This is a genomic window from Neoroseomonas lacus, from assembly GCF_014644535.1.
In the GTDB taxonomy this organism is placed as follows: domain Bacteria; phylum Pseudomonadota; class Alphaproteobacteria; order Acetobacterales; family Acetobacteraceae; genus Neoroseomonas; species Neoroseomonas lacus.
Window position 1 is genome coordinate 571,844 of sequence record NZ_BMKW01000001.1, and the last position, 21,072, is coordinate 592,915.

General features: G+C 66.4%; 18 protein-coding genes. 12 read left to right on the forward strand and 6 right to left on the reverse strand.

The window, feature by feature from the left end; translation table 11 throughout:
- Positions 1-31: 31 nt before the first annotated feature.
- On the reverse strand, positions 32-1,417 hold the full coding sequence (locus tag IEY36_RS02855; RefSeq protein ID WP_188965384.1) for an ABC1 kinase family protein: 1,386 nt from the start codon (positions 1,415-1,417) through the stop codon (positions 32-34).
- A complete protein-coding gene (locus IEY36_RS02860) occupies positions 1,410-3,236 on the reverse strand; it encodes a M3 family oligoendopeptidase (protein ID WP_373290287.1) in 1,827 nt (608 codons plus the stop codon). The genes IEY36_RS02855 and IEY36_RS02860 overlap by 8 nt, the downstream gene beginning before the upstream one ends.
- Positions 3,237-3,330: 94 nt before the next feature.
- Between IEY36_RS02860 and IEY36_RS02865 the strand changes: the two genes are divergently transcribed.
- The 6 genes from IEY36_RS02865 (at position 3,331) to IEY36_RS02890 (ending at position 9,864) form a co-directional block, all read left to right on the forward strand.
- A complete protein-coding gene (locus IEY36_RS02865) occupies positions 3,331-5,055 on the forward strand; it encodes an AMP-dependent synthetase/ligase (protein WP_188965386.1) in 1,725 nt (574 codons plus the stop codon).
- A gap of 159 nt (positions 5,056-5,214) precedes the next feature.
- A complete protein-coding gene (locus IEY36_RS02870) occupies positions 5,215-5,427 on the forward strand; it encodes a ParD-like family protein (protein WP_188965387.1) in 213 nt (70 codons plus the stop codon).
- Entirely contained in the window at positions 5,424-6,200 is a 777-nt protein-coding gene (gene map, locus IEY36_RS02875) for a type I methionyl aminopeptidase (protein ID WP_188965388.1), read from the forward strand. Before IEY36_RS02870 ends, map begins: the two co-directional genes overlap by 4 nt.
- 111 nt (positions 6,201-6,311) lie before the next feature.
- A complete protein-coding gene (locus tag IEY36_RS02880) occupies positions 6,312-7,688 on the forward strand; it encodes a CoA transferase (RefSeq protein WP_188965389.1) in 1,377 nt (458 codons plus the stop codon).
- Positions 7,689-8,030: 342 nt separating this feature from the next.
- Entirely contained in the window at positions 8,031-8,417 is a 387-nt protein-coding gene (locus IEY36_RS02885) for a hypothetical protein (protein WP_188965390.1), read from the forward strand.
- A gap of 658 nt (positions 8,418-9,075) precedes the next feature.
- A complete protein-coding gene (locus IEY36_RS02890; protein ID WP_229681053.1) occupies positions 9,076-9,864 on the forward strand; it encodes a Crp/Fnr family transcriptional regulator in 789 nt (262 codons plus the stop codon).
- 215 nt (positions 9,865-10,079) lie between these two features.
- Here IEY36_RS02890 and IEY36_RS02895 read toward each other — a convergent pair whose 3' ends face one another.
- The 3 genes from IEY36_RS02895 to IEY36_RS02905 all read right to left on the reverse strand — a co-directional run bounded on the left by IEY36_RS02895 (position 10,080) and on the right by IEY36_RS02905 (position 11,088).
- Positions 10,080-10,427, reverse strand: a complete 348-nt coding sequence (locus IEY36_RS02895; RefSeq protein ID WP_188965391.1) for a DOPA 4,5-dioxygenase family protein — start codon at positions 10,425-10,427, stop codon at positions 10,080-10,082.
- 11 nt (positions 10,428-10,438) lie between these two features.
- Positions 10,439-10,708 carry a DUF2312 domain-containing protein gene (locus IEY36_RS02900; RefSeq protein WP_188965392.1) on the reverse strand — a complete coding sequence of 90 codons (270 nt, stop codon included), beginning with the start codon at positions 10,706-10,708 and terminating at the stop codon, positions 10,439-10,441.
- Between the two features lie 68 nt (positions 10,709-10,776).
- Positions 10,777-11,088 (reverse strand): DUF1244 domain-containing protein, encoded by a 312-nt coding sequence (locus IEY36_RS02905; protein ID WP_188965521.1) that lies wholly within the window; start codon positions 11,086-11,088, stop codon positions 10,777-10,779.
- Between the two features lie 154 nt (positions 11,089-11,242).
- On the opposite strand from IEY36_RS02905, the gene IEY36_RS02910 reads away from it, so the two are divergent.
- The 6 genes from IEY36_RS02910 to IEY36_RS02935 all read left to right on the forward strand — a co-directional run bounded on the left by IEY36_RS02910 (position 11,243) and on the right by IEY36_RS02935 (position 20,101).
- Positions 11,243-11,626, forward strand: a complete 384-nt coding sequence (locus tag IEY36_RS02910) for a nuclear transport factor 2 family protein (protein ID WP_188965393.1) — start codon at positions 11,243-11,245, stop codon at positions 11,624-11,626.
- A gap of 90 nt (positions 11,627-11,716) precedes the next feature.
- Positions 11,717-12,997 (forward strand): glycerate kinase type-2 family protein, encoded by a 1,281-nt coding sequence (locus IEY36_RS02915; protein WP_188965394.1) that lies wholly within the window; start codon positions 11,717-11,719, stop codon positions 12,995-12,997.
- Positions 12,998-13,283: 286 nt separating this feature from the next.
- Positions 13,284-14,717: a pyruvate kinase gene (gene pyk, locus IEY36_RS02920; RefSeq protein ID WP_188965522.1), complete on the forward strand. Its 1,434-nt coding sequence runs from the start codon at positions 13,284-13,286 to the stop codon at positions 14,715-14,717.
- Positions 14,718-15,234: 517 nt separating this feature from the next.
- Complete coding sequence (locus IEY36_RS02925; protein WP_188965395.1) at positions 15,235-16,596, forward strand: L,D-transpeptidase scaffold domain-containing protein; 1,362 nt, start codon at positions 15,235-15,237, stop codon at positions 16,594-16,596.
- Between the two features lie 253 nt (positions 16,597-16,849).
- On the forward strand, positions 16,850-19,360 hold the full coding sequence (locus IEY36_RS02930; protein WP_229681055.1) for a DEAD/DEAH box helicase: 2,511 nt from the start codon (positions 16,850-16,852) through the stop codon (positions 19,358-19,360).
- 174 nt (positions 19,361-19,534) lie between these two features.
- Positions 19,535-20,101 (forward strand): transposase, encoded by a 567-nt coding sequence (locus IEY36_RS02935; RefSeq protein ID WP_188965396.1) that lies wholly within the window; start codon positions 19,535-19,537, stop codon positions 20,099-20,101.
- A 13-nt stretch (positions 20,102-20,114) separates the two neighbouring features.
- Here IEY36_RS02935 and IEY36_RS02940 read toward each other — a convergent pair whose 3' ends face one another.
- Entirely contained in the window at positions 20,115-21,068 is a 954-nt protein-coding gene (locus tag IEY36_RS02940) for a 2-hydroxyacid dehydrogenase (protein WP_188965397.1), read from the reverse strand.
- Positions 21,069-21,072 lie beyond the last annotated feature (4 nt).

Sequence of the window (21,072 nt, forward strand, 5' to 3'; positions counted from 1 at the left end):
CTGCCAGAGCGCCGTCGCACGCAAGCCGCAACTAGGAGGGTTGATCCGTCCGCACCGCCGGCACGCGCGCCTCGGCCAGCGCCGCCGCCTGTCGCTCGGCGAGCTTCGCCTCGTCGAACCCCTCGATCAGCTCATGGAACAGATTGTGCCAGTTCTGCTTCGCGTCGAGCCGCACGAAAACCGAACCAAGCCCGATCGCCGCCCGGTCCATCAGCGGGAATTCGCGCGGCACCCGCACACCCCCGGTGCGCTTGAGGCCCGCATGGACTTCCTCGGCGATCCTGCGGCCGAACATCGGGTCGTCATTCGGCTGGATCGGCCGCACCCGGTCATCCAGCAGCGGCTCGTACAGGAACCGCGCCCACATGTTCAGCACGTCCATCGTCTCGCGGCTGAGATTCTTGAAGCCCCAGATCCGATACGCTTCGGCGGCCTTGTCCATGTCGTCGTCGCGCATCGCCTCGTACAGCATGATGACGCCGCCGATGAAGCTGGGCGGGAACACTCGCACCACGCCGAAATCGAGCAGGTTGATGCCGAAGCCGTCATTCTCCGGGCAATCGCCGCGCACCTGGTAATTGCCCAGATGCGGGTCGCCATGGATCACGCCATAGCCGTACAGCGGCACATACCAGGCGCGGAACAGCGCGCGGGCATAGGCGTTGCGCTCCTCCGCCGGCGGGTTCTCGTCGATGCGGGCCTGGATGGCGCGGCCATCGAGCCAGGTCATGGTCAGCAGCCGGCGGGTGGAATGCGTCTCGATCGGGCTCGGCACATGCACGCCCGGCACGTCCTTCAGCATCAGCCCATACAGGCGCTGCTGTGCCGCCTCGCGCAGGTAATCCAGCTCCTCGCGCAGCCGGTCCTGTAACTCGCCGAAGGCGTCCTCATTTTCCAGCGTCGAATCCATGCGCCGGTACAGCGCCATGGCGATCTTCAACTGGCGAAGATCCGCCTCCACCACGCTCGCCATGTCCGGATATTGCAGCTTGCAGGCAACGCGCGTGCCGTCATGCAGCACCGCGCGATGCACCTGGCCCAGCGAGGCCGCCGCCGCCGCCTCCCGCTCGAAACTGGCGAATTTGATTTCCCAGTCCGGCCCCAACTCGCTCGCCATCCGCCGGCGCACGAAGGGCCAGCCCATCGGCGGCGCATTGGCCTGAAGCGTGGCCAGTTCCTTGGCGTATTCCGCCGGCAGCGCATCCGGCACGGTGGACAGGAACTGCGCCACCTTCATCATCGGGCCCTTCAGCCCGCCGAGTATGGCCTTCAGATCCTCCGCATGCGCCGCCTTGTCGGATTTCATCCCAAGGAAGCGCTGCCCCGCATACCGCGCGGCAATGCCGCCCACCGCCCCCGAGGTGCGCAGCATCCGCCGCGCCTCCCCGAAAATGGTGCTGCCCTCGCGATCAGCCATCCGTCTTCTCGAGCTCGTCGATAAAGCCGGAAATGACGTCCAGCCCCTTCATCCAGAAGGACGGCTCCGCCGCATTCAGCCCGAAGGGCGCGAGCAGCTCCGTATGCCGCTTGGTCCCGCCCGCGCGCAGCATGTCCAGGTACTTGCCCTGGAAATCCTTCACGGTGCCGTCGCGATAGACGCCATACAGCGCATTCACCAGGCAATCCCCGAAGGCATAGGCATAGACATAGAAGGGCGAGTGGATGAAGTGCGGGATATACGCCCAGTACACCCCGTAATCCGGCGTGAACTCGAAGGCCGGCCCCAGGCTCTCCACCTGCACCTGCATCCACAGCTCGGCGATCCGCTCGGAGGAAATCTCCCCCTTCCGCCGCTCGTCATGCAGCAGCGTCTCGAAACGGTAGAAGGCGATCTGCCGGACCACCGTGTTCAGCATGTCCTCGACCTTGCCGGCCAGCATCGCACGACGCCGCCTGGGGTCGGTCTCGGCATCGAGCACGGCGCGGAAGGTCAGCATCTCGCCGAACACGGAGGCCGTCTCCGCCAGCGTCAGCGGCGTGGACGACAACAGATACCCCTGCGCCCCGGCCAGGATCTGATGCACCCCATGCCCCAGCTCATGCGCCAGCGTCATCACGTCGCGCGCCTTGCCGTGATAATTCAGCAGCAGGTACGGATGCGCCGAGGGCACCGTCGGATGCGCGAAGGCGCCCGACGCCTTGCCCGGCCGCAACGCCGCGTCGATCCATGGCTTGTCGAAGAACCGCCGGCCGATCTGCGACAGCTCCGGGCTGAACGCCGCATAGGAATTCAGCACCCGCTCCACCGCCTCGGACCACGGCACCAGACGGTCATCCTCATCCGGCAGCGGCGCGTTGCGGTCCCAATGCTGGAGCTTCTCCATCCCCAGCCATTTCGCCTTCATCGCATAATAGCGATGCGACAGCCGCGGATAGGATGCCGTGACCGCGCTCACCAGCGCGTCCACCACCTCGTCCTCGACCATGTTGGACCGGTTTCGATAGGACCCCGGGCGCGGATAGTGGCGCCACTTGTCCTCGATCTCCTTGTCCTTCGCGAGCGTGTTGGTGATCAGCGTGAACAGCCGCACCCGCTCGGCGAATGCCGCCGAAACGCCCTTGGCCGAGGCCGCCCGCTTCGCCCTGTCCCGGTCCGACAACCCGTTCAGCGCGGCGGAGACCGTCACCTCCTCCTCGCCGACCTTTACCTTCATATTGGCGATGGTCTCGTCGAACAGTCGGTTCCAGGCCGAGGCGCCGGCAACCTCCTTCTCATGCAGCAGCTTCTCCATCTCGTCGGAAAGCTGGTGCGGGCGGAACACGCGCAGGTCGCGCAGCCAGGGCCGCCAATGGCCAAGTGCGGCCGACCCGCCGATCTTCTTCTCCAGCGCCGGCTCTTCCAGCCGGTTGATCTCCAGCGTGAAGAACAACAGATGCGAGGAGATCGTCGTCACCCGCTCCTGCATGGTCTGGTAGAAGCGGCCATTCGCCGCGTCCTGCGCATCGCCGCTGAACACGAGCCCGGCGAAGGACGTCACGCGCCCCAGCCGCTCCCACAGCGCCTCATACTCGCCGATCGCCTGCGCCAGCGCATCGCCGGCCAGCGCCGCGAGCCGGCCGGACAGCCGCTTCTCGAAGGCGCGGGCATCGGCCTCCGCGCGGTCAAGGTCAGCCGCCAGCCGCGGGTCATCCACCCCGGCATAGAGGTCCGACAAATCCCAAACCGGCAGCGCGGCATCGCCGGCTGCGGCATCAAGGGGGGAACGGGCGAGGGAGGGAGCGGTGCGGTGGGTCACGTCCGTCCATATAGGCCAATCGGAGTGATGGCCAAGCGCCGCGCCGCACCTTACATCGTCCCCAGGGTGCAACACGGGGGGAACCGGACGCCACATGTCACACGCGCCCGAGAATTGGCCGACGCTGCCGGCGATGATGCTGGCGCGCGCCGCGCAATGGGCCGACCGGCCGCTGTTCCGCCATTGGCACGGCGGCGCGTGGCGCAGCCTGAGCTGGGGCGACTTCGCCCTGCAGACCGCCTCGGTGGCCGCCTTCCTGCGCGCCCGCGGCATCGGCCCGGGAGACCGCGTCCTGCTGGTCAGCGAGAACCGCCCGGAATTCCCGATCGCCGACACCGCCATCATGGCGATCGGCGCCATCACCGTGCCGACCTACACCACCAACCTGCCGGGCGACCACGCGCATATCCTGCGCGATTCGGGCGCGCGGGCCGCGGTGGTCTCCACCCGCAAACTGGCCGAAAAGGTTCTCGAAGGCGCCGCCCTGGCCGAGGGCCTCGACCTGCTCATCTGCATCGAGGAACCGCCCACCGCCGCCGGCCTCACTGGCCACCGCTGGGAGGAAGCCATTGCCACCCCCGGCGACGTCGCCATGCTGGCCGCCGAATGCGCCTCGGCGCCCACCGACAGCCTAGCCTGCCTGATCTACACCTCCGGCACCGGCGGCCTGCCCAAGGGCGTCATGCTGCCGCACCGCGCGCTGCTGGCGAACCGCGCCGGCGTGGTGCCGCTGGTCAAGCGGCTCGGCATCGAGAACCAGCCCTACCTCTCCTTCCTGCCGCTCTCCCACGCCTATGAGCACACGGTGGGTGGCTTCCTGCTGCCCTCGGCCGGACTGGAGGTGGTCTATTCGCGCGGCGCTGACCGCCTCTCCCACGAACTCGCCGAGATCACGCCCGCCATCCTCACCGCCGTCCCCCGCCTGTTCGAGCTGCTGCGCGCGCGCATCCTCGCCGGGCTGGAGAAGGAGAGCCCCTTCAAGCGGCGGCTCTTCGACCGCGCGCTGGCCCTCGGCCTGCGCCGGATGGACGGCCCGCCGCTCAACCTGTTCCAGAAACTGCAGGACCGCGTGCTCGACCGCCTCGTGCGGCAGAAGATGCGCGACCGGTTCGGCGGCAAGCTGCGCGCCATGGTCTCCGGCGGCGCCCGCCTCGACCCCGACCTGTCCGGCTTCTTCATCGCCCTCGGCCTGCCCGTCATCCAGGGCTACGGCCAGACCGAGGCCGGCCCCGTGATCAGCGTCAACCTGCCCTGGGCCAACCGCCGCCACACCGTCGGCCCGGCCCTACGTGGCGTCGAATGCCGCATCGCCGAGGACGGCGAAGTCCTGGTGCGCGGCGACCTCGTCATGACCGGCTACTGGAACAACCCCGAGGCCACCGCCGCCGCCCTGCAGACCCTGCCCGGCGAGGACACGCCCTGGCTGCACACCGGCGATGTCGGCGTCATCGAGGACGGTTACCTGCGCATCACCGACCGCAAGCGGGACTTCATCAAGACCCTCGGCGGCGACATGGTCAGCCCCGCCAAGGTCGAATGCCTGTTGATGGCCGAACCCGAGATCCACCAGGCGCTCGTCGCCGGCGAAGGCAAGCCCGCCCTGGTCGCCCTGCTCGTCCCGGCCGAAGGCATGGCGGATAAAGTGGCCGACGCCGTGCGCCGGGTGAACGCCAAACTGCCCACCATCGAACGCATCCGCCACTTCAGCGCCACCGAAGCCTTCACCATCGAGAACGGCCTGCTGACCCCGACGATGAAGGTGAAGCGCCGCGCGGTGATCGAGGCGCGCGGCGCGGAGGTGGAGGGGATGTATCGCTGAAAGCTTGAATCGGCGCAGGGCCACACAGTTCTGCCAGGACGGAAATGTGGCACCGGGCAGGACCCGGCGCGGCACGACGAAAGGGCGGTCCGGCGCCGACCTTGGCCTCCACATATGATTCATATATAGTTTAAATATGAATCATACGCGGAGGCCCCAATGGGCATCGTGAACATTGATGACGATCTGCACGATCTGCTGCGCAGGGCGAGCAAGGTATCGCTTCGTTCGATCAATGCGCAGGCCGCCTACTGGATCAAGGTAGGCATGCTCTGCGAGACCAATCCGACGCTCAGCTTCACCGGGATCATGGCGCGCGAGCTCAGTGCCGCCGGCGTTTCGGTGCAACCACTGGCCGTCATCGACGCATGACGAAGCGGCCCCAGGAACTGGCATTGCTGGCCGAATCCGGTCGGCTACTGGCCTCCGTGTTCCGGTTGCTGGACCGAACCTCGCTCGGCGGGCTGTCGACCCTTCAGATCAATGACATGGTCGATCATTTCATCGTCCACGACCTCCAGGCCCGGCCCGCGAGCAAGGGCCAGTATGGCTATGGCTTCGTATTGAATGCCTCGTTGAACAATGTGGTCTGCCACGGCGTTCCATCGCCATCGGACGTGCTGCGGGACGGCGATATCGTCAACTTCGACATCACGCTCGAGAAGAATGGCTACATTGCCGACTCAAGCAAAACCTATCTCGTCGGCGATGTAGAACCTGCCGCCAGAAGGCTGGTCCAGACCACCCACGAAGCCCTGTGGAGGGGCATCCGGGCGGTTCGTCCGGGCGCGCGGCTCGGAGACATCGGCTGGGCGATCGAACGCCATGCCAAGCGACACGGCTACTCCGTGGTGCGCGAATACTGCGGCCACGGCATCGGCAGAGAGATGCATGAGCAGCCGCAGGTCCTGCACTTCGGAATGCCGGGAACCGGCCTCGCCCTCCGCGAGGGCATGGTGTTCACCATCGAGCCGATGCTCAATCGAGGCCGACGCCGCGTAAGAACCGAAGCTGACGGCTGGACTGTCGTGACGAGCGACGGGTCGCTTTCCGCGCAGTTCGAGCACACCGTTGCCGTGACGGCTTCCGGCGTATCGGTGCTGACGCTGCGTCCTGACGAACTGGGCCTCGGACCGCCGGAGTGACGACCGGTGGCGCAACGGCCAGGTGAGGCAGCGCCGCCACCGTCATCTTCCGGTGCTGATCAATGGGTCCAGAGCCTGGACGGCCGCTGCCGTTGGCGCGACGCTCGCCCCATGACCACGACCCCACAAACCGCCCTCGCCGACCTCCTCACCCTCGCCGGCCTCCCCACCGCCGAAGCCACCCTGACCGGCGCCGACCCGCTGATGCCCTCGACCTATGCCGTCGGCACCGCCGCCTCGGCTTCGATCGCCGCCGCCGCCTTGGCCGCCGCCGCCATCCATCGCGCCCGCGGTGGCCCGGCGCAAACCGTCTCGGTCGACATGCCGCATGCGCTGTCCGAGTTCCATTCCGAACGCCACATGCATGTCCCCGGCTTCGAATCGCATGAATGGGACCCGATCGCCGGCCTGTATCGCTGCGGCGGCGGCCGTTGGATCCGTCTCCACACCAACCACGAACACCATCGCGATGTCGTGCTCCGTGTCCTCGGCTGCGCCTATGCGCGCGAGGCGGTCGCCGCCGCCCTGCAATCCTGGAATGCCGAAGCCGCCGAAACCGCCATCTACGCCGCCGGCGGCGTCGCCACCATGACGCGCTCCCTGGCGGAATGGCAGGCGCACCCGCAGGGCATCGCCGTGGCGGCCCTGCCACCCGTGCTGATCGAACGCATCGGCGACGCCCCGCCAACGCCCTTGCCGCCACTCGCCGCCCGCCCGCTCGAAGGCATCCGCGTGCTCGACCTGACCAAGGTCATCGCCGGCCCGGTGGCCGGCCGCACGCTCGCGGCCCATGGCGCCGATGTCCTGCATGTGACCGCACCCCACCTGCCGACCTTGCCGGCACTGTCGATGGACACCGGCCGCGGCAAGCGCTGCACTTCGCTCGACCTGCGCGATCCGGCGCAGCGCGGGACGCTGCGTGCCCTGGCTGCCGGGGCGGACGTATTCCTGCAAGGCTACCGACCCGGCGCGATCGGCGCCCACGGCTTCGCGCCGGAGGCCCTGGCGGCGCTCCATCCCGGCATCGTCTGCGTCTCGCTCTCGGCGTTCGGCCATGCCGGCCCCTGGTCCACCCGTCGCGGCTTCGATTCCCTGACGCAGAACGCCAATGGCATGAATGACGAGGAACGCATCGCCGCCGGCGAGGACAAGCCGCGCCCCCTGCCCTGCCAGGCCCTGGACCATGCCTCCGGCTACCTGCTCGCCTTCGGCGCGATGGCGGCCCTGCTGCGACGCGCCGAGGAAGGCGGCTCCTGGCTGGTGCGGGTATCCCTGGCGGGCACCGGCGAATGGATCAAGCGCCTGGGCCGGGTCGAGGCTGGCCTGTCGGCCCCCGGCATCGCCGATGTGACGCCCTGGCTGGAGCAGCACGACAGCGGCTACGGCCGCATGACCGCGCTGCGCCACAGTGCGATCCTGAGCGCGACGCCGGCCCATTGGTCGCTGCCCTCGGTGCCCCTGGGCAGTCACGCGCCTGCCTGGGCCTGATGGGGCGGGAACGCAGCCCCGCCTCACTGGCTCCCCCGCCGAGGAACCGCAAAATGAGCAGCCCCGGGCTCATCCTTCCTTCACGCCGAACGCATGGCCACGCCCGCCGCGCCGTTCGGCAGTGACCATGAAGCGCACGCCCGCGCGGCCCTGAATGCGCGGGCGCAACCGGCGCCGCCAAGGCCTCGAAGCCTTGGAATCGTGGCCTTGCGCACACACGGCGACGTACCGCCTGTGATCGCCGCATTTCTGTGCGCGTTCGCATCGAATTGCCGGCGCTCCCCTCGCATTCTCCCCTTACCGCTTCGGCGAAGGGTCGTCGGGCGAGCAAGGAGACAGGCAATGACGCTCACCAACAACACGATGCGCTCCGCCATTCTCGCGAGCGCGCTTCTCGGTCAGCCGGTCCTGGCACAGGATCGTGTCGCGGTCTTCGTCGGCAGCGGCGAAGGCGCCGAGGTCATGTATGTCGCCCCGGGCGATCCGCGGGCACGCAGCGCCACCGGCAACGTGGCTGACCTCAAGGCGCCGCTGATCGCGACCTGGGAAGGCCAGGGCGAGAGCGGTGGGGTGGCCTACTTCGAGGCGACCTCGGCGCGGACGAACGTGACGCCATCGGCGTTCGGCGTGATGCCGCTCAGCGGCCAGCAGCAGACGCGGCGCATCGCGACCTATGTTGGCTCGGGCGAAAGCGCCGAGGTCGTCTACACCGAGGTTCCGGTCGACTAGGCCCGTAGCCTCGGGGGCGGGCATGGCGCCCGGCATGGAGCATCGCCCAATCAGGCCCGGCCGCCCACGCGGTCGGGCCTGTGATGCGCGTGGAGGCACCGCACCGCGGCCTTTTCATCCCCCACGATCGACCCACGGGCGAGCACCTGTCGCAGCACCTCTACACGAAGCATTTCGCTCGCGGCATGCGCCTGGCCGACCCTGGTAATCCAGCCCGTCCTCAAAAGCCTGGCATCTTCGTTTCACGATCGCCATGATACCGGCGAGCGTGGCGCATGATCGTCACGCCGGGCCGGCGACCATGTGGGGATCGCTGCTGTGATGGCCATTGCTGCGACATCGGGTCGAGGCCCATGGATCCCACGCCTCGACCAACGGCGCCCGACGGCGATCGCCGTCGCGGAGATGGCCCGCTGCTCCTCCCTGATGCGGTCGGCGCCGCACCGCACCGACGCGCGCCGGTTGGCGCTGCCACGCATGCTGATCGCGCGCGCAGGCGGGAAGCGGATGCCCGCCCATGTCCTGCCCACTAAGTTCGTTGGGTTTCCAACGAACAAATCGGACAGGCAGGCCACTGAATACAAAGGCTGATGGCCTGAGAACGACGTCCGCAGGACGTCAGAATCAGGACACCAGCAACCGCGCAAGGGAGCCGGGGATGCCCTCAGACGATGCCACTCACCGGAACCCAGGCCCCACCGCGCCAGGCACCCCGCCCCGCGCCGACACCTCCCGCATCGACCAGCTGCGCCGCATGCCCGTCCTGCGCGACGCATCCGAGGAAACCCTGCGGCGCGTTGCCGCCGCTGCGGCTTGGCGCAGCTACGGCCCAGGCGGGATGATCCTCGATCTCGATGACCCATCCGGCGATGTCTGGTTCGTCCTGGAGGGCGTGGTCCGCATCCAGGTCCGAACCCCGTCCGGGCGCGAGGTGATCCTCAGCGATATCAGCGCCGGCGGCATGTTCGGCGAAATCGCGGCGATCGACGGTGCCGCGCGGACGGCGGGTGCGACCGCGCTGGTGCAGTCGCGGCTCTGCACTGTTCCCGCCGCCGCCTTCCTCGACGCCGCGTGCAGCACGCCGGCGGCCTGCCTCGCGCTGCTGCGGACGGTCACCGCGATCCTGCGACGGCAATCGAAGCGCCTGATCGAGCGCGAGACCCTGCCCGTTCGCCTGCGCATCTACGCGGAACTCCTCCGCCTGTCGCGCCCGCGCCTCACCCAGGCCGCGGCGGCGAACCCCGATGAACGCGTGGTGAGTCCGCCGCCGCGACGGCACATCCTCGCCGCGCGGATCGGCGCACGACGGGAAGCCGTGTCGCGCGAATTCGCCGACCTCACGCGCCGCGGCCTGATCGCCAAGGAGCGTGGCGCGATCGTGCTGCTCCAGCCGCAGGCGCTGCGCCATGCGGTCGAGGCGGAACTGGAAGCGGAAGCGGGCCTGTGACGGTGGTGGCACGCCGCACGGCAAGCTGCCTGCCGTTCCTGGACAACCCCGCCCCCGGCGCGTCCAGCCCAGGTCGAGACCAGGCCCCGCGACTTGGAACGAGGCTTCGGTCGTCGCTGATCCGGCCCCCGGCATAAGTCAAAGCCTCATGCCGTCGGTTTTGCTCCCATGCCCTCACATGCCGAACGGGGCAGTGCCGTCTTCCCGGGCCTGCTTCAATCGGGCAGCACGGAAGCATCCAGCGGCAATACCGCCCCCATCCACAGCGCGTGGTGCAGATGGTCCGCCTTGGCGTGCCCGGTATCGGGATGCACCAACACGGTCAGCCCCTCGCGGTTCAACGCGATGAAGGGCAGCAAACCGGCCAACAGGCCCGGCGCGAAGGCCACCTGGTACATCGCCCGCGCGTGCGGCCCAACCGGCACATCGTGCCAGCGCCCGAGCACCGCCTCAGGAAACGCCAGCCCGATCGCCTCGCGCAGCCGCTCGGCGGCCGGGCGCGAGGCGGGGTCGAAATAGACATGCGCATGCCAGCCACTGATCGTATCGGGTGCGGCGAGCATGCGCTGTCCCCTCACATGCCGAGGGCGCGGCGATACAGGTCGAGCAGCGCTTCCTGCTCCTCGACATCGGCCGGTTCCTGCTTGCGGATGCGCAGGATGGCGCGGATCACCGCCACGTCGAAGCCGGCCGACTTCGCCTCGGCCATGATGTCCTTGATGTCGGAGGAGAGGGCCTTCTTTTCCTCCTCTAACCGCTCGACCCGCTCGATGATCGAACGGAGCCGATCGGCCGCGATGCCGCCGACCTCGGTATCCTGTTGTTTCTCTGCCGTCTGCGACATGTTGCGCGCCTCTGTCTGAAGGGCGGCGGGTTTAGACCTCGGCTTCCTCGCCATCAACCTTGCCCCTGTTAGTGGCCGGGATTCGCGGCGACGAACTTGGCCTTCTGTTCCGCAGTCGCCTCCTTCTGGTGCAGCGCCTGCCATTCCTTGTACGGCATGCCGTAGACGATCTCCCGGGCATCGGCGTCGGCGATCGCGATGCCCTTCGCCTCGGCACCTTCGCGATACCAGCGCGACAGGCAATTCCGGCAGAATCCCGCCAAATTCATCATGTCGATGTTCTGCACATCCGACCGTTCGCGCAGATGCTGCACCAACCGGCGGAAGGCCGCGGCCTCAAGTTCAGTGCGGGTGGCGTCGTCCATTTCGGGTACGGGCATGACATGGTCTCCTCGTCCGGTGTCAATCTGGTGCAGACGCCCCTCGGCGCCAACCTCCGGTTTCGACGGATTTGCCGCCCCGGCCGCCGGGCGGGCGGTGTAGGCTCCTCCTGCGCGCGGCGGAACGGCCGCCGCGCCGGCAGGAGAGGCCAGGATGTCCACCGCGCAACGCGCCACGGCCGCCTTCGATCTCGCGGCCCTGACCCACGCACTCGAAACCAGCGACGCAGCCTCGATCGTCTCGTTCTACGACGAGGACGCCGAGATGGAGATCATCGACCGCAACCGCCCACCCAGCGCGCCGATGCGCCTGGTCGGCCGGCCGGCGATCGAAGCCTTCTGGCGCGACGTCTGCGCCCGGGAAATGACCCACGCGGTGGGGGAGGCGATTAGTGATGCGCGCCGCGCCGCCTTCGTCGAGCGCTGCGCCTATCCGGATGGTTGCCATGTGGTCTCGGCCATGACGCTCGAACTGCATGACGGGCGCATCCACCGCCATCTGACGGTGCAGGCCTGGGACGAGACGAGCTGCGGGTAACGGGCCCGCCCGTCGCGCCGTCATCGCACGGCATTGCCTCGCGGGCCGGAGAAGCGATGATGTGGCCTGCCGGAATCGAGGACGGAACGCATGGCCCTGGACGACGTATCGGCCCGCGCCGTGCTGCGGCGCCTGTTCGACGCTGCGGTTGCGAGTGCTGATCCGCGCGTCGTGCTGGCGCGCCACCTGCCCGACAGGCCGCCCGGCCGCGTCCTGGTGCTCGGCGCGGGCAAATCCGCCGCGGTGATGGCCGCCGCCGTCGAGGCCGCCTGGCCCGACATCCCCCTCTCCGGCCTGGTCGTCACCCGCTACGGCCACGGCCACCCGACGTCGCGCATCGAGGTCGCCGAAGCCTCCCACCCCGTCCCCGATGAGGCCGGCGCCCGCGCCGCCCAACGCATGCTCGACCTCGCGACGCAAGCCGGTCCCGACGACCTGGTCCTCTTCCTGGTCTCCGGCGGCGGCTCCTCCCTCACCACGCTGCCCGCCCCCGGCCTCTCCCTGCCCGACCTCATCGCAGTCAACCGTGCCCTGCTCGCCTCCGGCGCCACCATCAACGAGATGAACTGCATCCGCCGCCACCTCTCCGCCTTCTCCGGCGGGCGCCTGGCCGCCGCCGCCCACCCCGCCCGCGTCGTCACCCTCGCCATCTCCGACGTCCCCGGCGACGACCCCACCGTCATCGCCTCCGGCCCCACCGTCCCCGACCCCTCCACCTTCGCCCAGGCCCGCGCCCTCGCCGCCCACTACCGCATGCCCCTCCCCGACGCCGTCACCACCCACCTCGCCGCCGCGGCCGATGAATCCCCCAAACCCGGCGACCCGCGCCTCGCCACGACCGACTTCCGCTTCATCGCCACCCCTCTCATGGCGCTCCAAGCCGCCGCCGAGGCCGCCCGCCCCCTCGGCCTCACCCCCCTCATCCTCGGCGACGCCCTCGAAGGCGAGGCCCGCGAACTCGGCACGGTGCTGGCCGGCATCGCGCTGTCCGCCCACACCCACGGCCACCCCTTGCCCGCCCCCTGCGTCCTCCTCTCGGGCGGCGAGACCACTGTCACCATCCGCACCACCCCGCCCGGCCGCGGCGGCCGCAACGGTGAATGCCTCCTCGGCGCCACCCTCGCTTTGGCCGCCACCCCCGGCGTCTATGCCCTCATGGCCGACACCGACGGCATCGACGGCTCCGAAGACAACGCCGGCGCTATCGCCACCCCCACCACCCTCGCCCGCGCCCACACCGCCGGCCTCGACCCGCGCACGCTGCTGGCCGCCCACGACAGCCATACCCTCTTCGCCACCCTCAGCGACCTGCTGACCACCGGCCCCACCCTGACCAACGTCAACGACTTCCGCGCCATCCTCATCACCTGACGTGCAACTTAATTATTGTAAGTAAAAATAAACCTCGGCAGCCGTCGCTTAATCAGGGTAAGACACGCCCATGCGCGACCCAACCCTCGAAGACCTCTTCGCCCGCCGCGGCGCCATCACCCGCATCGCCACCGAGCTCGGCATCTCCACCGCCGCCGTCTCCCAATGGAAACGCGTCCCCGACGACCGCGTCACGGACGTCGCCCGCATCCTCGGCGTCGCCACCCAAACCCTGCGCCCCGACCTCACCGAACCGCCCGCCCCGAAGCCGGAAGGATACGTCCGCATGGTCGCCCGCCCCGTCCTGCGCCGCCGCCGCCGCACCAAGATCATCGCGACCCTCGGCCCCGCCTCCTCCACCATCGAGGTCATCGAACGCCTCTACCGCGCCGGCGCCGACGTCTTCCGCCTCAACTTCTCCCACGGCTCCCACGAGGACCACGCACAGCGCATCCTCATGATCCGCGAAGTCGAACGCCGCGTCGGCCGCCCCATCGGCATCCTCGTGGACGTCCAGGGCCCCAAACTCCGCGTCGGCCAGTTCCAGGGCGGCCGCGTCCAACTGCAAACCGGCCAGACCTTCCGCCTCGACCTCAACCCCACCCCGGGCGACGTCCGCCGCGTCAACCTCCCCCACAAGGAGATCATCGCCGCTGCCCAGATCGGCACCACCCTCCTCCTCGACGACGGCAAGCTCCGCCTGCGCGTCACCCGCGTCCGCCCCGACCACCTGGAAACCGAAGTCGTCGTCGGCGGCCCGCTCTCCGACCGCAAGGGCGTCAACGTCCCCGACGTCGCCCTCCCCATCCCCGCCCTGACCGAAAAAGACCGCGCCGACCTCGACTTCGTCCTGCCCCTCGGCATCGAATACATCGGCCTGTCCTTCGTCCAACGCGCCGAGGACGTCGCCGAAACCAAGCGCATCGCCGCCGGCCGCGCCTGGGTCATGGTCAAGATGGAAAAACCCCAGGCCGTCGAAAACCTCGACAGCATCCTCGCCCTGACCGACTGCGTCATGGTCGCCCGCGGCGACCTCGGCGTCGAACTCCCCCCCGAGGAAGTCCCCCTCGTCCAGAAGCGCATCGTCCGCGCCGCCCGCGCCCTCGGCAAACCCGTGGTCGTGGCAACCCAAATGCTCGAATCCATGATCACGGCCCCATCGCCGACCCGCGCCGAAGTCTCCGACGTCGGCACCGCGGTCTTCGACGGCGCCGACGCCGTCATGCTCTCCGCCGAGACCGCCGCCGGCCAATACCCCTACGAAGCCGTCAACATGATGGACCGCATCGTCGCCCGCGTGGAACAGGACCCCGACTGGCGCCGCCTCACCGACACCTCCCGCCCCGCCCCCGAACGCACCAGCGCCGGCGCCATCGCCACCGCCGCCCGCCAGGTCGCCGAAACCATCGAGGCCGAGGTGATCGCCACCTTCTCCTCCACCGGCTCCACCACCCTGCGCGTCGCCCGCGAACGCCCCAACTGCCCCATCCTCGGCCTGACCGCGAGCGGCACCGCCGCCCGCCGCATGGCGGTCGTGTGGGGCGTCCACCCCCTCGAGGTCAGCGAAATCCACTCGATGACGGAAATGGTCGCCCGCGCCGTCCGCGCCGCCCAACACGAAGGCTTCGCCCAGACCGGCGACGAAGTGGTGGTCACCGCCGGGGTGCCCTTCGGCACACCAGGGACGACGAACGCATTGCGGGTGGCCGTGGTGAGGTGAAGGACCGTGTCGCGCCGATGTCGAGCGCGTAACACGCAGGCGCCCTACCCCCGCGCCCCGGCAGGAAACTCAGCGTCCTGCACCTTCGGGCTGCGGTGCCGATCGCACGGCGGTGCCCATCCCGCCGCCACGCCAAACGGCGCCTGACCAAACTCAGCCAGGCGCCCGCCTCTCTCCGCTCAACCCGCGCGATCGCGGCTGAGCGCCATCCGCCCTACCCGCGGGCCGGCGGAACCGGCGCCGGCGCCGGCGCGACATAGGCAGGCGCCGGAGGCGGCGGCGGCGGCGGCGACGCACAGGCCGCGAGCAGCGCGAGGGGAACCACAAGAGCCACCAACTTGGAAACGCCGGACATCTGCTTCTCCATCACTGACTTACGCATCGACAACACTGAATTGAACGGTAATTCTCAATGCGAAGTCAAACGACCAATCACGCCGGCCGCCAAATTTGTGAGGACGTCGAACACCCCCATGCACCCACCCACAGGGTCAACACTGATCCCGACGAACCATCAATGACCACCCACCGCCCCATCTCCCGCCGCACCGCCCTCACCACCGGCCCGATCGCCCTCGCCGCCGCCTGCGCGCTCTCCGCCTGCAGCGCCACCCCGCGCCCATCCACAACCCTGCGCGCCCCACCCGCCGACAACCGCCTGCGCGCCCTGCGCGACGCCTCCACCGTCACCGTCGCCGGCGAACCCCTCAACGCCGACCTCCTCCGCCGCTTCTACGAACGCCACGACTACGACTGGGTCTGGTCCACCCGCCCCGCCGAGGCCGACGCCCTGATGGAAACCGTCCTGCGCGCCAACACCCACGGCCTCGACCCCGAACTCTTCCACGCCAGCCTGCTCCAACGCCGCAGCACCTTCCCCGCCCTGCGCCGCGAACTCCTCCTCTCCCACGCCTTCCTCACCTACGCCGACACCCTCGCCACCGGCGCCATCCCCCCCGAACGCCGCAAGGACGGCGAAACCCTCACCCCCGACCACATCGACGTCCCCGCCGCGCTCGACCGCATCATCGCCAGCCCCGACCCCGCCGCCGCCCTCGAAGCCCTCGCCCCGGCCACCCCCTCCTACACCGCCCTCCGCCAGGCCCTGCGCCAGGCCCGCACCCGCCCGGCCCCGCGCGGCATCAACCCCGCCACCCGCATCCGCACCATCGAGGTCAACCTCGAACGCCAGCGCTGGCTGCCCCGCCCCCTGCCCGCCAACCGCGTCTGGGTGAACGTCGCCGACCAGCGCCTGACGCTCTTCCGCGCCGACGACCCCGTCTTCACCACCCGCGTCATCGTCGGCGACCCCGCCCCCATCAACCAAAGCCCCGAATTCAGCACCCTCATCCAGGCCAGCTTCTTCAACCCGCCCTGGGTCATCCCGGCCGACATCGTCACCGCCGAATACCTGCCCATCATCAACCGGGACCCGACCTACCTTGACCGCAACAACATGGTCCTGCGCCCCAACGGCGAGGTCGAACAACGCCCCGGCCCCACCGCCGGCCTCGGCCTCATCATGTTCGACATGCCCAACCGCTTCGACGTCTACCTGCACGACACACCGGACCGGCAACTGTTCAACCGCGACAACCGCCGCCTCAGCCACGGCTGCATCCGCGTCCAGAACCCCATCGAACTCGCCGCCCTGCTGATGCAGCAACCCGTCGACGCCATCCACGACGGCATCGCCGCCGGCGGCACCACCCACCACAAACTGCCAACCCCAGTGCCGGTCTTCGTGACCTACCAGACCGCCTTCGCGGACACCGCGGGCAAGGTGGAATTCCGGCCGGACTTCTACGGAAGGGACGAGGATGTGTGGCAGCGGATGCAGCGCCGGGGGGCGGCAGCGCAGGAGCGGCCCTTATGGTGATGGTGCCGCGCGGCGCGGCGTCGCGCTGATGGTAAGCGCGTCAGACGCAGAGGCTCTGCCCCTGCACCCCGGCAGGAAACTCAGTTTCCTGCACCTTCGGGCTATTGGCTTTCACGCCGACTGGAAATTCAGCCCCATCCTGCTCCATGGAGCACAGCGAAGCCGTTACGCAATTGCGGTGGCCTGCCCTCTACATGGAAATCGCGCCGACCGAAGACGGAACCTCTTTCCTTGACGCAAATGAGCATATAACGTGCAATCTGAACGTATAATTCAACCGAGGCGCAAGATGGCTTTAGATTTTGACAAACTAAGGGCAGGTTCAACAGCAAAACAAACAGATCCGCGCAAAATATTCACAACCCTGAAGCGCGATGCGCGATTTAAGCGACCCTTAGATGAACAATCCGACGTTCTAGATGCTTGGTATGCAAGAAAAAATTCAAAAGATATTACAATTAAAATGAATACTGGAGGCGGAAAAACGGTCGTTGGCCTTCTCTGCCTTCAAAGTTCATTGAATGAAAATTTGAAACCAGCGGTATATATTACGCCGGATAATTTCCTAGTAGCTCAAGTTATAGAAGAGGCATCAGCACTCGGAATCGCCGCAACGGACAATGAAAAAGATCCTGATTTTTTGTCTGGACGCTCGATTTTTGTCGCCAATGTTCACAAGTTAATTAATGGTCGCTCAGTTTTCGGGGTTGGTGAGAAAAAGATTCCGATAGGCGCCATAGTAATCGACGACGCCCATGCCTGTTTAAATGTAGTTAACGAACAGTTTTGTATTAAAGCAAAATCTGGGAGTAAAGTTTACGAAAGTCTTCTATCATTTTTTGAAGAAGACTTAAAATTCCAATCTCCGGCCGGCCTGCTCGATCTCAAGGCTGACGAACCGTCGAGCGTGATGTCCGTACCGTACTGGTCTTGGCAGGCACATCAAGACGAGGTAATTGCGTTATTGCATAGTGAAAAAAACAGCAAGGAGCTCGAATGGACATGGCCGCTATTAAGTGAGTCAATTCCGCTATGCACCTGTGTATTTGGAGGTGGTCGACTGGAAATTGCCCCACACTTTGTTCCTATCGACCGCATTCCAGCCTTCTCGAGCGCGCAACGGCGCATATATATGACGGCAACCCTGGCTGACGATACAATACTTGTAAGTCATTTTCAGGCAAATGCCGCCGAAATTGAGAAACCAATCCGCCCGAAGGGAGGCGGGGACATTGGAGATCGAATGATTCTCGCGCCCCAAGAGATAAATCCAAACTATACAGATGTAGAAATTAGACAGTTAATATCTGAAATTTCCAAGTCTTTGAATGTTGTTGTCATCGTTCCCTCCAAACAGCGCACTGATTTTTGGAAAACAGCGGCCTCTCAAATATTGGATAAAGATAATATTCAAGAAGGTGTTGGCTTTTTGAGAGCAGGGCACGTCGGGCTTACCGTATTAATCAACAAATATGATGGTGTTGATTTACCTGGTGCTGCCTGTGAAATGCTCGTGATAGACGGTCTTCCAGAAACAAACGGCCTACTGGAAAGATTGGAAATGATCTATCTGGACGGGACGAAGAGGCAGCTTGTCCGTCAAGTACAGAGAATAGAGCAAGGTATGGGTCGCGGCGTTCGATCGAGCGATGATCACTGCGTGGTACTGCTCCTCGGCGCGAGATTGACACAGCGACTGCATCAACCGGAAGCGGATGCGATGTTCTCGTCAGCTACCCGAGCTCAGATTGCACTCGGCAAAGACGTGGCTTCACAAGTCAGAGGAAAATCTATTAAGGAGTTAGAGTCAATTTTGAATTTATGTTTGACGCAAAACGACGAATGGGTTGAAGCAGGTCGCAATGCAATCGTAAACGCGCCACCCATTACCGACGCCAATCTCGACAAATCTCAGGTTAAGCTCCGAGAAGCCTTCGATGCCGCCCGCATACACAGATATGACGTAGCGGCCGAACGGGCTCAAGATGCGGTCAATGGAACCGCAGACCCGCAACTAAAAGGCTATTTAAAACAACAATTGGCCGAGTACATTAATTTCAGGAACCCTGCAATGGCTCAGGAATTGCAGTTATCCGCGCTCGGCATAAATTCGCGCCTCTTGAAACCAATTGCAGGTGCCACCTACAACAAACTCAACGCACCCACCGTAGGCCAAGCAGCCGCAGCAGTTCGGTTTAACGAACGATTTCTTGAGGCAAATGACCTAGTAATATGGATAAATGGCCTTCTCGATGATTTGGATTGGGGCGAAGAAGGGTCGAAGCGCTTCGAAGCCGCTGTGTCTGAACTTGGTAAGTTCCTGGGTTTTGGTTCACAACGACCTGAGGACGAAGTCGGCCGCGGACCTGATAACCTCTGGGCTCTCGGCGGCCTGAAGTACCTCGTGATCGAGTGTAAGAGCGGAGCAGTCCTAGCTGACAAAATTTCGAAGGCTGACACCAACCAACTGAACGGATCAATGATTTGGTTTACCGAAAAATACGATAATTCATGCTCCGCCACACCATTAATGGTTCATCCCAAGACCGTTTTTGAGTACGCCGCCTCGCCTCACGCCGATTTGCGCATCATCAACGGACTTGGCCTCAAACGACTGCGAGATGCAGTGCGCGCATACTCTGTATCGCTGGCAACCTCTGGACGATTTAAAGAACAAAGAGAGGTGGAAATTCAACTACAACATCATAATTTGTCGGCGAATTCGATCGTTGCTTTATGCAGTGTTGCCCAGTGGACAAAATGACGATTCAACTTCGAGGCTTTCTATCGCAACAGCGACTGATTTAGCCATCTCGCCTTCAGAGGACTCAGTTGCGACCTGACGGCCGCAACTGGGGAGCAAGTTTGCCTATCTGCGAGCGGCGGCGTAATATAGGATTTTATTGCTTTTTATCTGCCGATTGCGCATACTCCCCCCATGCGCCCCCACCCCCTCACCCACCCCCAATTCCTCGCCATCCTCCCCTACATCCTCCCCGCCTCCCCCGCTGGCCGTCAGATCGGTGACCTCCGCGCCCGCCTGAACGCTATATTCCACCTGGCCTGCACCACGGACCCCTGGCGCTGCCTCCCGCCCGAACACGGCAAGCCCGACACCGTCTCCCGCTACTTCCGCCGCCTCACCCACGCCGGCACCTGGGAAAAACTCCTCACGGCCATCAAGGAATCCCCTCCCAACAGCCCCTTGCGAGAGATCGCCCCCCTCATCTGCCGCGCCTGCCGCCGTGCCATCCGCCTCAGGGGGCTGAAATTCATCGCCCTCGCCCGCCGCCTCGGCTTCCTCTCGGCCCTGAACGGCCCGCCGGGCAAACTCCCCAACCCCGATTTGTCCGAAAAGCTGAAGCGCCTGCCCCTGCCGCCCAACCCCCGCTCGAAAAAGGAAACCAAGGCCTTCCTGGCCCTCATCAGGACGCGCCGCTACCTCCACCGCCTGGCCGGAGGCATCAAGCACATCCCCCGCCGCCTCCGCCTCGGCTGGTCATGAACGCCCCGCGGCCTCACCCCACCGCCGGCACCACATTCCCCGGCCGCTCCCCGGCGAAGAACGCCGCCAGCGCATCCAGCATCACCTGCGCCTGCGCCCGCTGCGCGGACAGCGTGAAGGCCGCCATATGCGGCGTCAGCACGGCATTCGGCAGCGCCCGCAACCGCTCCGGCACCTCCGGCTCATGCTCGAACACATCGAGGCCCGCGGCGGCAATCACCCCGCCCTCCAACGCCTCGATCAGCGCGGCCTCATCCACCACCAACCCGCGCGCGACATTCACCAGCACCCCATCCTTGCCGAGCGCCGCCAACACCTCGCGCCCCACCGCATGCCGCGTCTCCGCATTGGCCCGCACCGCGACCACCAACACGTCGCACCACGCGGCAAGCCCCAGCAGCGTCGGATGATAGGCAAACCCCACCCCCTCCCGCGCCGCCCGCCCATGGTAGCCAACCTCCATCTCGAAGGCCGCCGCCCGCGTCGCGACCTTCATCCCGATCGCCCCCAGCCCATAGATGCCGATCCGCCGCCCCGCGAGCCCCGGCACCAACGGCATCCGGTCGATCCGCCGGCTCGCCCAGTCCCCCGCGCGCACCAGCCGCTCGCCCTTGCCCATGTCCCGCGAGGCCGCGATCACCAGCCCCATCGCGAACTCCGCCACGCTCGTCGCATTGGCATCCTTCGCATGCGTCACCATGATGCCCCGCGCGGCGGCGGCCTCCAGGTCCACCCCCTCGAACCCCGTGCCATAGCAGGCGATCAGCCCGAGCTCCGGCAGCGCATCCATCATCGCCCCATCGGTCCGGTGCCCCCCGAGGGTGATCAGCGCCCTGGCCCCCCGCGCACTCTCCGGCACCGCCTCGGGTGTGACGGGCGTCAGCGGCCCATGCACCTCGTACAAGGCATCAAGCCGCGACCGCAGCCGAGGCGTCACAGGCATGGCAAGAAGAATAGGGGAGGTCATGGGC

Bases quoted from the DNA above. Each gene is read 5' to 3' on its own strand.
- IEY36_RS02855 (WP_188965384.1), bottom strand. From the start codon at position 1,417: ATGGCTGATCGCGAGGGCAGCACCATTTTCGGGGAGGCGCGGCGGATG.
- IEY36_RS02865 (WP_188965386.1), top strand. From the start codon at position 3,331: ATGTCACACGCGCCCGAGAATTGGCCGACGCTGCCGGCGATGATGCTG.
- IEY36_RS02870 (WP_188965387.1), top strand. From the start codon at position 5,215: ATGGGCATCGTGAACATTGATGACGATCTGCACGATCTGCTGCGCAGG.
- map (WP_188965388.1), top strand. From the start codon at position 5,424: ATGACGAAGCGGCCCCAGGAACTGGCATTGCTGGCCGAATCCGGTCGG.
- IEY36_RS02880 (WP_188965389.1), top strand. From the start codon at position 6,312: ATGACCACGACCCCACAAACCGCCCTCGCCGACCTCCTCACCCTCGCC.
- IEY36_RS02885 (WP_188965390.1), top strand. From the start codon at position 8,031: ATGACGCTCACCAACAACACGATGCGCTCCGCCATTCTCGCGAGCGCG.
- IEY36_RS02890 (WP_229681053.1), top strand. From the start codon at position 9,076: ATGCCCTCAGACGATGCCACTCACCGGAACCCAGGCCCCACCGCGCCA.
- IEY36_RS02895 (WP_188965391.1), bottom strand. From the start codon at position 10,427: ATGCTCGCCGCACCCGATACGATCAGTGGCTGGCATGCGCATGTCTAT.
- IEY36_RS02900 (WP_188965392.1), bottom strand. From the start codon at position 10,708: ATGTCGCAGACGGCAGAGAAACAACAGGATACCGAGGTCGGCGGCATC.
- IEY36_RS02905 (WP_188965521.1), bottom strand. From the start codon at position 11,088: ATGCCCGTACCCGAAATGGACGACGCCACCCGCACTGAACTTGAGGCC.
- IEY36_RS02910 (WP_188965393.1), top strand. From the start codon at position 11,243: ATGTCCACCGCGCAACGCGCCACGGCCGCCTTCGATCTCGCGGCCCTG.
- IEY36_RS02915 (WP_188965394.1), top strand. From the start codon at position 11,717: ATGGCCCTGGACGACGTATCGGCCCGCGCCGTGCTGCGGCGCCTGTTC.
- pyk (WP_188965522.1), top strand. From the start codon at position 13,284: ATGGTCGCCCGCCCCGTCCTGCGCCGCCGCCGCCGCACCAAGATCATC.
- IEY36_RS02925 (WP_188965395.1), top strand. From the start codon at position 15,235: ATGACCACCCACCGCCCCATCTCCCGCCGCACCGCCCTCACCACCGGC.
- IEY36_RS02935 (WP_188965396.1), top strand. From the start codon at position 19,535: ATGCGCCCCCACCCCCTCACCCACCCCCAATTCCTCGCCATCCTCCCC.
- IEY36_RS02940 (WP_188965397.1), bottom strand. From the start codon at position 21,068: ATGACCTCCCCTATTCTTCTTGCCATGCCTGTGACGCCTCGGCTGCGG.